Here is a 12,785-nt window from a genome sequence, read left to right as displayed (position 1 = left end):
TAGTGTATCAAATATTTTTAGATCCCCCTAAATCCCCCTTGAGAAGGGGGACTTTGACTCTAGTTCCCCCCTTTTTAAGGGGGGTTAGGGGGGATCAAGAAGTGTCTAAAATCACCTTATAAAACTTATCAAACAACCTCTTAGACCATGAGAGATTCCTCCTGACTTCCTTCAGCAGTCCGTAATATTTATCTTTTAGTGGGTCTTTATAGAATTGCTAAAATATTACTATTACTTGGTAAAAATTTGATAGGTTGAAAGAATTACATGACAGCACCTCAACCGAAAGCTTTGATAAACTCTCAACTTTACGACCAAGATTTTTATCTATGGCTACAGATGACGGCGGAACAATTAAAAGCGGGAAATTTTTCCGTCAAATTATCCAGCTAATGATTCCGGTACAGCCTACATAGATTTTTTTCAATTTGATACCAGGACGAATACGCGCAAAGGAATTATTGCTATAGATTTACAAAGGTGGAAACCATGATGATCAAAAATGAGCAACAGTATCAAAATTCCTTAGCTTGGTTGCAACGCTTTGAACAGTCTATAGCGGAATTGGATAACAATGAACAATTGAAGGCAGAACCAAAACGGTGGAAACTTCACAGAGATTCATATCAGAGTCAAGTTGACGAGTTAAAGTCAGAAATCACCGAATACGAAAGACTGATTAATTGCGACACCAGTAAACCTTTAAAAATTCAAGTCGATTCTTTAAATAAACTGCCAGATGCTTTAATTAAAGTTCGGTTAGCAGCCAAAATTACTCAGCGAGAACTTGCTGATAGATTAGGAATTGCTGAACAAAGAGTCAAGGAATATGAGGATACAGATTATCAATGTGCCAGTTTTGTAGAAATTCTCGAAGTCAGCACCGCTTTGGGTGTCGAATTTGAAACGGCAACTGTGCAAGTAGATTTTGCGGAAATAGAAGCAGTTAAAAAAAGCGTGGATAAATGGCGCAAAGAAAAAATGAATATTAAAACTAAAGCCTCATAAGTATGGTTGACATTTTAATTAATAAGTTCAAAATTATATGATGGGGACTTAGAGGATGTTTGTCAAGTCATGATTAGTGTATCAAATATTTTTATATCCCCCTAAATCCCCCTTGAGAAGGGGGATTTTGACTCTAGTTCCCCCCTTTTTAAGGGGGGTTAGGGGGGATCAATAAGTGTCTAAAATCACCTGATAAAACTTATCAAACATCCTCTTAGACCATCGGAGATTCCTCCTAACTTCCTTCAGCAATCCGTAATATTTATCTTTTAGTGCGTCTTTATAGAATTGCTAAAATATTACTATTACTTGGTAAAAATTTAATTTAATTACCGGGTAGATTAGAGCGTCCCTAACCCACCCTAGATCATTTTATTAACACCACCTACAGACCTAGTAATTCTTGTCTACGTCTCTCCCGTTCCTGTTGCTCAACTCTTGCACGTGCTTCCCTGTATTCTTCGATTGCTTCCCTGGATTCTTGGGATAGATTGTCACGCAGGTTTCTAGCATTATCTTCATCTCCTAAAAGGGACATCACTTGTCTTCTTTCTGATTTGTCAAGGGTGAGAAACCATTTCATAAAGGCTCTTAAAATCACTGTTCCTGAACCTGATACTTCATCATGGGCTACCACACAAGAGGGACAAACATAAATTAGGTACTCGAATTCCGACCATCGAAATGGGTTTTCAGGTCGCGGTTCCCCGCCTATACCGATAGTACCCCTAGTTGAGGAGCATACATTACTAGAAGCATCCTCAGAAATCAAACAGTCTAATAAACCGTTTACGGACGTCCACCGAGCACCCTTCGCCGCCAGTAGCCCAACAACTACAGACCCAGGATACCCACGTATGATTTCTCCCCCGGAACTCAGCCCAGGAAATTGCTCCAAAACTAAGGAGTAATGATATCGTTCCCTAATACATAGTTCAATAAATGCGTTGGCGTTTTGTTCAATAAAAGTAAAATCCTCCGAATTGAATAACATTTGCTGATAGTACCTTGGAGAAACCGCATCTTTCTGACAACTTTTTGCCACCTCAGCCAAAGTCGTCATATTCACTTGGGCGTGACTTTTGATTGGTGTTAATAATAAAGCCGAGCCAGCAACCACTAAAGTAATTAAGGTTTTTACCGTCAATTTCACGATTAATTTCCTCCTCTTATGACCTGTTCTAATTTATCGGAAGCTCTGGGAATAGGATGTGTAGATTCCCAAGGTTTATTCATATCAACTACATGATGATGATGACCAGACTCAGCATTTTGCTGTTTTCTCCTTTCTATTTGTGGTGGGGGTGGTAGTTGTGGTTTTTTGGGAGTGGGGACATTTGTTGTTTGTCGGCTTTTTTGAGAAACTGGTTTAGCTTTTTCTGGTTGAATTACTGCTTTTTGGGGTTGTTGTTCTCCCATTGCAGCCCGCTTTTTCTGTTCTGCTAATTTAGCCGCCTGACGTTCCTTTTCTCGCCTCTGCTCATCACGTTTTTTTTGTGCTGCTATGGCGGCTTGTCTTTGTTGTTCAGCTTTTAAAGCAGCCGCCCGTTTTTGTATTTCTATTTCTTGAGATGCAGTTACATTTACAGGACTTTGGGTAATTTTAGGTTGAGTATTTGGTGTCGGTTGAGTAATGGGAATAACTGGGGATGTATTAGAACTACTAGGACTGAATCCAGGGATTTTTTCTTGAGGTATAACTGTATTTTGATGATAAGGTTTCAAGAAAGCAGCAATAGCCAAACATCCCACACCTAAACCAATACTCCATTGCCAATATTTTACCCAGTTTTGAGTTAATTGACCTGTGGCGTTATTCGATTTACTCAGACCAATGGAAACAGTGGGTAAAGAACTATGGTTTGATTGACTTTTAGTGGTGTTTATGGAAGTATGAGGTTTATTTAGACTTTTTTCAATTGCCTTCAACCTCTGCAAAATTACTTGTGTATTCTCAGGGCGCTGATTTGCAGTTGGAGCCGTTAAATGATCTATTAAATCTGCTAACAGCACAGAAAGATTAACGGCATATTTTCGCCAATGTAACTCATTATTGAGAGGATCATAAATAGCCTGATCCTGGGGTTGTTTACCGGTGAGCAAAAATATAAAAGTCCGTCCCAGTGCGAAAAAATCTGACTGTTGTACTGAATAACCGTTTTGTTGTTCTGGGGGTGAATAGCCCTGTGAAATAATTCTCGTATGGGAATTTCCTTCTAAAATCGTGGTTGTGATTTGTCGCACAGCACCAAAATCAATTAAAACCAGTTGCCCACTGGGTCGCAGCATGATATTTTGGGGCTTAATATCACGGTGAAAGTATTGATAGCCATGTACTAAGGCCAGAATTTCGACAAGTTGCTTCAGCCAATCAAGAGCTTGAGTTTGGGTAATCGGTTGATAATCACGGGACTCCATCCACTGCTCTAAATCAACACCTGAAATTTTCTCCATCACTAAGCAGTGTAATGGTACTTGGCTATTTCTAGGGAAAAAAGTAAAGTAACCATCCTGGTCTACTTTGGGTATACCTGCACTCTGAAGCTGAGTTAAAACTTTAGCTTCTTGTTGAAACAGTTCCACAGCTTTGGTGTTATTTTCAGTCAGTACCTTTAATACTTTAGTTTCCCCACTGTCATCAATTTCAAAAGTGTTACCAAAACCACCTTGACCTAGTTGTTTAACTACACGATAGCGATTTTTCAGGATTAATTCTGACCCACAGTTACGGCAAATACGATGATGAGCATTTGCTAGATCAAAGGGTTTAGGACAGTGAGGATTGATACAATAACTCATGTGGAAGTCAACCCCAGTAATAAGAGAGTTTAATCCTTGCCAGATACATTCGTGCCTTAGACAACTGAGTACTGATTTATTTTGCCATGATTTGATTAATGCTCAACCAAATTCCGTGATTAAAATTACTTATATTAAATTTTTCTGCCCAATTGGGGCGTTTATCCATTACTTGTTTTTGGCTTTCTCAATCTTCTTTGTCTCTAATCCCCATTTGCATAGAGTGTAAACACTTATACATTTTATTGATAAATTGACACTCCCCCGTCTAGAGGCACGTGGGCTTTATGCTGTGGTTTTTTGTAAAATGGACGGAGTAAGTTGTCAGTTGACAATTCACTCAAGAAATGATTACTTCTGAGGAGAGAGTAATACTTAAATGAGAGAATATGAATTTACTCTGAAATTCAAACTGCCAAATCCTATGACTGATACTGGTATGTTTGTCGATGCCCTTTATGAATCGGGCTGTGATGATGCTATTATTGGCACTGGGACAAAGGGTTTTATCGCTCTTGATTTTATTCGTGAAGCACCATCGGCCTATGATGCAATTTCTAGCGCCATAAATGATGTCAGAAAGGGTATTCCACAAGCGGAGATTATCGAGGCATCACCCAATTTTGTTGGTGTGACAGATGTAGCGAAGCTTTTGGGATGCTCTCGACAAAATATTCAAAACTTACTATCAAAAAGCATTTCAGACCCTCCCACTGCTATCTACGGAGGGTCGCAGTCTGTCTGGTATCTCCTTGATATCCTTACCTGGCTGATTGAACACAAGAACTATCAAATCGACGAATCTTTGGTAGAAATTGCTAAAACCACTAAGAGTTTAAATCTTGTCAAACAATTGGAAATGCTCGACTCTGACACGCACAGAAAATTTCAGGATCTTGTTTGTGCTAAGAGGATGTTTGTCAAGTCATGATTAGTGTATCAAATATTTTTAGATCCCCCTAAATCCCCCTTGAGAAGGGGGACTTTGACTCTAGTTCCCCCCTTTTTAAGGGGGGTTAGGGGGGATCAATAAGTGTCTAAAATCACCTGATAAAACTTATCAAACATCCTCTAAGGGGAGGGGACTGGATTTGATTGTTTTTTGTGTGTTCCCTGTTCCCTGTTCCCTAAGATAAAAATTACATGTGGAAAACTTATCAAACAACCTCTAAGAAATAAATATTTAGCCTTGTCAATTAATAAACAAGGTATCAATGTGTGACTCATATCTTCTTTTCTTCCTGGGTGCGAAAAAAAAGGGAGGAGCAAAACGCTCATCCCCCAAAAATCAACTAGTTAATTAAGATTAGGTTCCAGACTGCCAAGAATTGATATACTCAACTTGCCCAGGAGTTAAGCTATCAATGTAAATACCCATAGCTTGCAACTTCAAACGAGCAATTTCTTGATCAACTTCTACAGGAATAGAGTGTAAACCAGGCTCTAATTTACCTTGATTCTTCACCAGGTATTCACAAGCTAAGGCTTGGTTAGCAAAACTCATGTCCATAACGGCGCTGGGGTGTCCTTCTGCGGCGGCGAGGTTAACTAAACGACCTTCACCTAAGACAATTACAGATTTACCACTGTTGAGTATGTACTGTTGGGTGAAGGGACGGACTGTTTTAATTTCTTTGGCTTGACCGGCTAAATATTTAAGGTCAATTTCAATATCAAAGTGACCGGAGTTACAAACGATCGCACCATCTTTCATGGTATCGAAATGTTCGCCTCGAATCACGTGTTTATTACCGGTGACAGTAATAAATAAATCACCTTGGGGCGCTGCTTCGGACATGGGTAATACCCGGAAACCATCCATAACCGCTTCAATGGCTTTGATGGGGTCAATTTCGGTAACAATGACGTTAGCGCCTAAACCACGGGCCCGTAAAGCAGTACCTTTACCACACCAACCATAACCAGCAACTACGATGGTTTTACCAGCTAATAAGATATTTGTCGCCCGGATAATACCATCTAGGGTTGATTGACCTGTACCATAGCGATTATCAAAGAAGTGCTTGGTGTCAGCGTCGTTAACATTCATGGCGGGGAATGTGAGAACGCCATCGTTGAACATGGCGCGTAACCGCACGATTCCGGTGGTGGTTTCTTCGGTTGTCCCAATTAAATCGCCAATTTGGTGTTGACGGTGTTGCACTAAATCGGCAACCACATCACTACCGTCATCAATGATAATGTTGGGGCGATGATCTAAGGCGATTTGCACATGGCGGTTATAGGTCGCTGCGTCTTCGCCTTTAATGGCAAATACTGGAATTTCGTAATCGGTAACTAAGCAAGCTGCTACGTCATCTTGAGTTGATAAGGGGTTACTGGCGATTAAAACTGCATCAGCACCGCCGGCTTTGAGGGCGATCGCTAAATGTGCTGTTTCTGTGGTCACGTGGGCGCAAGCTACAAGGCGTAAACCAGCAAAGGGTTTTTCTTGCTCAAAGCGATCGCGTATCTGCTTTAATACTGGCATTTCCCGTCCAGCCCAGTCAATACGCTGTCTTCCCAAGGGAGCTAGGGCGAGGTCTTTAACCTCGTGCTTTAGTCGGGGAGAAGTTGCAGTCATTAAAAATTTCCTCAGAAGAATCAAAAAAGTTACGTAAAAATCACGTACCTTACTAGGGTATTGTACAGCTGATGATTTTGGCTTGTATTTACCACCAAGCTTGTTAATTGTACTTTGTTCTAGGTTGACATTGCATGGTTTTCAGGTTAACCTCATCCCTAATTTTTGTGAGGAGTGGATCAAGAACATCTGTTACTTTAGGGAGGTATTTGAGTGCGCTTTCAAATTTTGGCGATCGCCAAGCAGGTCTTATGGTCAAATTTTGGTTATTTTGAGCATAAACTAGCACTTTTAGGGGAAAATAGCCTTAGTAATACCCGCAGTGCTGCCAAGCACAAATCAGGTAACAACGTATCTCATCCAGCCTCTCTCACACCTAGACAGGGGGTATCATCCAAAAGAATTTTAGCTAGAGGTATGATAGTGACAATTGCCAGTTCAATGGCGATCGCTGTTGTTTCTATACCAAAAGCCTCCGCTCAACTCCCCATTTTGCCTTTTCTACAATCTCCCAGTACAACCGGTAGTGATGCAGATAATAGAATTGTCTCTGGTTGGATTTATCTAGATGGTTACCCAGTATTTCAAATAGCAGGAACCAGAACGAATTTTCCGGAGCGTTCCCGGAATATACAACAAAATCTCAATCAGATTCGCCAAAATTACCTAAGTTCCTCTGAACGAAATATTAACATTGACACCAGGATACTGAATAACTCACCAGTAATTTATGTCAATGGTCAATACCTGATGACAGTGACGATGGAAGATGCCAGACTGCGAAGAGAAGAAGCAGCTGTATCAGCAGTTCAAATTACCGAAGAGTTAAAAAAAGCCTTGGAAAGGGCTGACAAAGAGCGCACAACTGAAATTTTAATCAATCAAGGTAAGGTTGCGGTTGGGGTGGGAGTGTTAATGATTGTGTTGAGTGGGGGAGTTTATTACCTTCAACGCCGTTTAAAAGAGCATTCACAACACCCCATCCTACCCATAGCAGATAATGCTCAACAGCTGACCACCCAACTACATCAACAGCAAGATCGAGATATTCAAGAGGTTAAAACTAGACTGTTTCAATTAACTCAAACCGGGATTTGGTCTGGTGGATTTCTCTTTATATTGGGTCTATTTCCTTATACCAGAGTATTTCAGGTAGGCATTATTACAGCTGCTCAAATTCCTATAGCATTGGCTGTGATCATAGTAGGAGTTTATGTCGCCACCCGGTTCACCTATGCGCTGATTGACCGGTTGACCTCGACTTTGATCAGCACTGGTGTTTTATTAAATACAGAAGCTTCCAGACGGATGGAACTGCGAGTTTCTACATTTTCTGGTGTAACTAAAAGCATTATCACTGGAATTTGGTTAGTGGTCGGCATCTTACTATCTCTGCTGTCCTTGGGTATAGATATTGTTCCCCTGCTAGCAGGTGCGGGTTTAATTGGTGTGGCTGTGTCTCTAGCTTCCCAAAGCTTAATTAAAGATGCGATTAACGGTTTTCTGATCATTTTTGAAGACCAGTATGCTTTGGGTGATGTGATTGCTGTGGGGGATGTAGGAGGATTAGTAGAAAATCTCAATCTGCGGGTTACCCAGCTACGGGATGCCGAAGGACGTTTGATTACGATTCCCAATAGTGAAATTAAAGTGGTTGCGAATCTTTCTAGCCGTTGGTCACGAGCCGATTTAACTATTCCAGTTGCCTATGAAAATAATATTGATGATGCCATGGATCTGATTAAACAGGTAGGCTCGCAGATGAATCAAGATCCTCTGTGGAAACCTCAAATACTGGAAATGCCTCAAGTTCTAGGAATAGATAACTTTGGCGATCGCGGTTTAATGATTCGTGTGTGGATCAAGACACTACCACTTAAACAGTGGGATGTGGGGCGCGAGTTTCGTCGGCGCTTAAAAATCGCCTTTGATCAAGCCGGATTCTCAATTCCTGTACCTCAACAAGGTATTTGGCTGAATCAAGGTGAATTGCCGCACTCAAAAATCAATGGCAAATCTGAGTGATCAAGTAATTCACAGATCCCCGACTATTTGCAAAAGTCGGGGAGTCAGAGTCTTCTGTACCTATATGATTTATTAGTGAGCGATTAAATAATTCAACGGAGGCTAATAGTATTTTTTATCACTAAAACTTCATAGGAGACAAACTAGAACATTTGTACTATAATGGACTATAGCGCGAATATTGCCTAACAAAGAGCAAAGGTTTGCTGCAACAGACTTCTGGAAGATGGATTTAAGGGTTAGTCCAATGATCAAGCATTATATTCTCAACCTCCATCCGACTGCCCGGCACGAATGGGACAGGTGTACTTTACGTGACCCACTGACGGCGAAACGTCCGGATATTGCTCAATTAATAGCTGAAGCTGTTGGTAATGAAACTGGTAGTTATTTAGTGAGTGTGAATATCGAAGTACAAGTTTTAGAGCAAGCTGTAGCGCCAGCATCGGAGCAAATGTCGCGACCATTCCCAGAAATAAACATCCCCTCACAAATGCGAGAAGTGGCGTAGTAAAATCACGTAAAAAGTACGGGAGCTTAGTAGCCCCGTGTTTTTAAACCGGGGTGGAAAAGCGACACAAGCTTATAACGATTGTCCCACAGGGTGGGACAATAGTTGAGCTATTTGCTGATTAATAGCTTTGATATCAAAACGCTGACAAGCCATCTCCCTGGAGTAACTGGCTATACTGGTAGTGATTTCTGTCTTTTGAAGACAGGTATTAATCACCTGTGCTAACTCTTCTGGTAAACCCGGTGTCACCAGAAAACCGTTAACGCCATGTTCTATTAATTCCATCGCCCCCCCAGCTTTTGCAGCTACCACAGGCCTACCGCATAACATAGCCTCAACAATAACTCTTCCAAAGGGTTCTGGGGCTATTGATGTATGTGCTACCAAGTGACACGCTCCCATTAGCTGGGGGACATCCCCACGAAATCCTAAGAATTTGACCCGGTTTTCTAGTCCTAACCTTGTGACTTGTTCATGCAGTTCTTGGACATAATCTTGTTCACCAAACAGAGCATCACCAACTAAAATTACTGACACTTCTGGCGGACATTGAGACAAAGCGGCGATTAAAATATGTTGACCCTTCCAAGGTGCAAGCCGGCTGAAGTGTCCAACTATAAATTTTCCTTCTAGTCCTAACTGTTGCCGTAATTCTTTAACTACAGATGGAGAGCTTTGATAATTTTGAGACTCAAAACCATTATAAACAATTGCCGTCAGTTTTGAGTTTCCTCCTGCTTGGATAAATGCCCTTTGACTAGCTTGGGAATTAGCAATTACTAATGAGGCAAAACGATTTGCTAACGTAACAGCAATCCGCAGGTTAGTTCGGCTAAAATGTTCTGAGGAAAGAATATCATGTAAATGATAAACCAAGGGACGACGGGCTAAAAAGCTAGCCAGTGCGCCAATAACTAAGGCTTTTTGTGTATTGGCGTAGATGAGATCATATTTCCTTGCTGTTTGTACCACTTTAGCTAACAGTGGTATAAGTTGTCTAAAACTAGCCAAAGCTTGTAGAAAATTGCTTTGTTTATAAACTGGTATTGTTTCAGTGGCGAAAACTTTTACCGGGATATGATGCTGCTCAAGTAAGTTTGTCAAAGGGCCATCTGCGAACAAACCGACTAAGGCTTGTTGTTTATAGGGTTTAGCAATATCTATTAAACAAAGTTCAGCACCACCAGGTTTACCACTTTGGTCTAAAAATAAAATTTTCATAGGAATAATATATTATTACTGATGCAGCTAGAGTTGATCTAGAAAATAAATACAGCCCCTGTCATCGAAGTTAGCTATAAAAGGGCGGTACTTGAGGCAATATTCCTGTGATACTACCTCAAGCTGATTTTAGTTTCAAGGACTATTTAAAGACATAGAGAAATTGGATCTAGGAACTACATCTACAGCCAAATTTTTCACTTCTATGGAACCATTTAACTGTTCAACCACGTATGTTGCTACAACAGTTTCTGAACACTTATTCACCCACCAATTTAGGGATTTTTGGTGCATTTCTTCCATAAGTTGTGGATTGTTTAATAGTTCTTTTAAAACTTTTTCCCAATTTCGACAATCTTTAACTTGAATTACGGGTGCTCCATCCAAATACCAGCGAGAAGGTAAAGCCTCTGTGACTAGGACACAACCATATTTCATACCTTCAAATAAGCGAGTTGTTTCAAAAGATGTACCTCTAGGAACAAGACATATTTTTGTATCCATCATAATTTCACTGTAGCTGCGCTCATCTTCACTACTTCGATCATGAAAGCCAGCGGTAATCCCTAATTCAACTCTAAAATTGTGGTTTTGGCGTTGGAATTTTCTGACGTTTGAGATCATCAGTTTCCGTGCTAAACTTTTGGGAGTTCCTAGCCAACGCTTAAAACACCAAATGGGATAATTTACGTGGACAATACTACCAGAAAAGTAAGTATCATACAAACGTTCTTGTAGAGGCTTAATAGGTAAATCTTTAGAATTATTATATCCTAGAGGAATATCATAAATTGGAGTTATTTCACCTTTACCTAAAATCCAACTTTTTAATTTCTGAAATTGATAATTGAGTAAGCCGGGTAAGCAGACTAATAAAATTCTAATAAATTGAATTAATGTCAGCAAGTTCAGCCAAGAAGGCTGAAGTATAGGATTACATCCTAAAATGGGGCGGGTACCTATACACTTAAATACAGCCTTTACCTTATGAAAATATTTTGGTATACGATACCATTCGTCTCCGATGATCAAAACAACCACATTCTCACCATAGGATGGGATTTCATCCATTGCATCCCAGGTGACGTAAAATACTAGACCACTGAGAGTAGAATTTTCTTCTATGGCTTGAAAGACTTTACAAACATAGTCAGCCAAGCTAAATTTAATTGGTGGATTGGTCTGGTATATATCCCAAGGAATTGGTTTTTGACCTTTTTTGATGTAGATGTAGTATTGATTAGCTAGTAGAGTATTCACAACCATCGTGCGCTCTGGGGTGTAGGATTTAAGGATTTCTGGTTACAGTGATTTTAATTAGGGATTTTCCTGCAGGAATTATTATTTTATGCCTGCTTTTAAGCCAAGATAATTTGACGCACTTGTTGAGCGATTTTTTCCCAATTGAAGTTAGTGACAGCATACTGAAAACAACTCTCACGCGAAGGGTTTGATATTTTTCCTAGTAATATCTCCTCTAATTTTTCAGCAATCGCTGAAACTGTGTGAGACGTGCTGATTAACTCTGGAGAGAATGGTTGTAAAATTTCTGGCATACCCCCGACTGGTGTACACATAACAGGTGTACCACAGGCTAAAGATTCCACAATTGCTAATCCAAATCCTTCAAAAGATTGACTAGGTATAACAGTTAAGTTCGCTGCTTGGTAGGCTACAGGTAACTTTTCGTCTGGCAGAAAACCTAAAAATTTGACATGGTTTTCTAAGCCTAGCTCTTTAACTTGTTCTTTGAGAGAATTTTGCAGATGACCTCGACCGGCGATCGCCAACCAAACATCAGGTATTTTTGGTCTAATAATCGCCATAGCGGCTAATAATTTATCTACACCTGTGCGATGAACTAAACGCCGGGATGTAAATAAAATGGGGCGATTTTCTGGCCAGCCTAGCTGTTGACGAGCTACTGTTTGCACTAACCTGGGTTGGAATTTATCGATATTAACACCACCTGGTATAACATGGATTTTATGCGATGAAACTTTATATTCTCTATGTAGAATATTGGCAAAAGCTTGACTGAGAACAATAAAGCGATCGCAACGGTTATAAGTTGCTTGTTCTATCAGCCATCGCTTCACAAAAAAACTGAATTTATTACTAACTGTTTCCTCCTGACTTTCAGAAGCCCATGGTCCATGAAAGTTAAAAGTTATGGGTACGCCTTTGGGTAAAAGATCCAAAATTGGAAAGCTATATAAGGCAAAATGCAGATTAACAGCATCCGGTTGACTAACTCGCGTTGTTTTAAAGTTATTACGAATAGTTGCTAGTCGTTGCAAGATTCCCTGATTTGGATCAGCTAAATTAGTCAACTTTATGGGTAAATTTAGTTTAGATTCTGGTAGACCAACTCCACACAGTTCCACTTTGTCTTGATTGGCTGCTAATGTATGAGTCAGTTCATAAATGTACCTTTCTAATCCGCCGGGTTTTTGAGGAAACCAGCCTGTTCCCACTGTGATAATAGATGCAGGTGTTGTTTGAGATTTTTCTTTTTTACTTTCCACCTACTACTTAGCTCCTATGATCTAGATGGATGCTATTCTTACCTCCTGCTATTATCTAAAGAATCAGTCATTTTCCTACTCTACTCTATAGAGTCTTTAAGTATGT

General features: G+C 40.2%; 11 protein-coding genes. 5 read left to right on the top strand and 6 right to left on the bottom strand.

All coding sequences use genetic code 11. The features are described from left to right. Positions 1-267 precede the first annotated feature (267 nt). Positions 268-393: a DUF29 family protein gene (locus PN447_RS08705; protein ID WP_271762377.1), complete on the top strand. Its 126-nt coding sequence runs from the start codon at positions 268-270 to the stop codon at positions 391-393. Positions 394-489: 96 nt separating this feature from the next. Continuing rightward, positions 490-1,008 (top strand): helix-turn-helix transcriptional regulator, encoded by a 519-nt coding sequence (locus PN447_RS08700; protein WP_323216016.1) that lies wholly within the window; start codon positions 490-492, stop codon positions 1,006-1,008. 385 nt (positions 1,009-1,393) lie between these two features. Here the strand turns inward: PN447_RS08700 and PN447_RS08695 are convergent, their stop codons facing one another. Together PN447_RS08695 and PN447_RS08690 are read right to left on the bottom strand one after the other, a co-directional pair. After that, entirely contained in the window at positions 1,394-2,161 is a 768-nt protein-coding gene (locus PN447_RS08695; RefSeq protein ID WP_271762376.1) for a hypothetical protein, read from the bottom strand. A 2-nt stretch (positions 2,162-2,163) separates the two neighbouring features. Further along, positions 2,164-3,807 carry a protein kinase domain-containing protein gene (locus PN447_RS08690; RefSeq protein WP_271762373.1) on the bottom strand — a complete coding sequence of 548 codons (1,644 nt, stop codon included), beginning with the start codon at positions 3,805-3,807 and terminating at the stop codon, positions 2,164-2,166. A gap of 424 nt (positions 3,808-4,231) precedes the next feature. Here PN447_RS08690 and PN447_RS08685 point away from each other — a divergent pair, with 424 nt between their 5' ends. After that, the gene (locus PN447_RS08685) at positions 4,232-4,738 is read left to right on the top strand and encodes a helix-turn-helix transcriptional regulator (RefSeq protein WP_271762372.1); all 507 of its coding nucleotides are present in this window, start codon (positions 4,232-4,234) and stop codon (positions 4,736-4,738) included. A gap of 375 nt (positions 4,739-5,113) precedes the next feature. Here the strand turns inward: PN447_RS08685 and ahcY are convergent, their stop codons facing one another. After that, entirely contained in the window at positions 5,114-6,391 is a 1,278-nt protein-coding gene (gene ahcY, locus PN447_RS08680; RefSeq protein ID WP_271762371.1) for an adenosylhomocysteinase, read from the bottom strand. 441 nt (positions 6,392-6,832) lie between these two features. On the opposite strand from ahcY, the gene PN447_RS08675 reads away from it, so the two are divergent. After that, positions 6,833-8,416 carry a mechanosensitive ion channel family protein gene (locus tag PN447_RS08675; RefSeq protein ID WP_271762389.1) on the top strand — a complete coding sequence of 528 codons (1,584 nt, stop codon included), beginning with the start codon at positions 6,833-6,835 and terminating at the stop codon, positions 8,414-8,416. 247 nt (positions 8,417-8,663) lie between these two features. Beyond that, positions 8,664-8,927 carry a hypothetical protein gene (locus PN447_RS08670; RefSeq protein WP_271762388.1) on the top strand — a complete coding sequence of 88 codons (264 nt, stop codon included), beginning with the start codon at positions 8,664-8,666 and terminating at the stop codon, positions 8,925-8,927. Positions 8,928-8,999: 72 nt separating this feature from the next. On the opposite strand, the gene PN447_RS08665 is transcribed toward PN447_RS08670, so the two are convergent. The 3 genes from PN447_RS08665 to PN447_RS08655 form a co-directional block, all read right to left on the bottom strand. Continuing rightward, entirely contained in the window at positions 9,000-10,151 is a 1,152-nt protein-coding gene (locus PN447_RS08665) for a glycosyltransferase family 4 protein (RefSeq protein WP_271762370.1), read from the bottom strand. A gap of 135 nt (positions 10,152-10,286) precedes the next feature. Next, entirely contained in the window at positions 10,287-11,417 is a 1,131-nt protein-coding gene (locus tag PN447_RS08660; RefSeq protein WP_271762368.1) for a glycosyltransferase family 1 protein, read from the bottom strand. 92 nt (positions 11,418-11,509) lie between these two features. Further along, positions 11,510-12,679, bottom strand: a complete 1,170-nt coding sequence (locus tag PN447_RS08655) for a glycosyltransferase family 4 protein (protein WP_271762367.1) — start codon at positions 12,677-12,679, stop codon at positions 11,510-11,512. Positions 12,680-12,785: the final 106 nt, after the last annotated feature.

The sequence above is a fragment of the Anabaena sp. CS-542/02 genome, assembly GCF_028331085.1.
GTDB lineage: Bacteria > Cyanobacteriota > Cyanobacteriia > Cyanobacteriales > Nostocaceae > Anabaenopsis > Anabaenopsis arnoldii.
Note: the sequence above shows the minus strand (reverse complement) of the source record. Positions and strands in the feature narration are given on the sequence as shown.

What these genes read in the sequence shown, in the direction of transcription:
- PN447_RS08700 (WP_323216016.1), top strand. Translation starts at nt 490, where the DNA reads ATGATGATCAAAAATGAGCAACAGTATCAAAATTCCTTAGCTTGGTTG.
- PN447_RS08675 (WP_271762389.1), top strand. Translation starts at nt 6,833, where the DNA reads ATGGCGATCGCTGTTGTTTCTATACCAAAAGCCTCCGCTCAACTCCCC.
- PN447_RS08705 (WP_271762377.1), top strand. Translation starts at nt 268, where the DNA reads ATGACAGCACCTCAACCGAAAGCTTTGATAAACTCTCAACTTTACGAC.
- PN447_RS08660 (WP_271762368.1), bottom strand. Translation starts at nt 11,417, where the DNA reads ATGGTTGTGAATACTCTACTAGCTAATCAATACTACATCTACATCAAA.
- PN447_RS08690 (WP_271762373.1), bottom strand. Translation starts at nt 3,807, where the DNA reads ATGAGTTATTGTATCAATCCTCACTGTCCTAAACCCTTTGATCTAGCA.
- ahcY (WP_271762371.1), bottom strand. Translation starts at nt 6,391, where the DNA reads ATGACTGCAACTTCTCCCCGACTAAAGCACGAGGTTAAAGACCTCGCC.
- PN447_RS08685 (WP_271762372.1), top strand. Translation starts at nt 4,232, where the DNA reads ATGACTGATACTGGTATGTTTGTCGATGCCCTTTATGAATCGGGCTGT.
- PN447_RS08665 (WP_271762370.1), bottom strand. Translation starts at nt 10,151, where the DNA reads ATGAAAATTTTATTTTTAGACCAAAGTGGTAAACCTGGTGGTGCTGAA.
- PN447_RS08670 (WP_271762388.1), top strand. Translation starts at nt 8,664, where the DNA reads ATGATCAAGCATTATATTCTCAACCTCCATCCGACTGCCCGGCACGAA.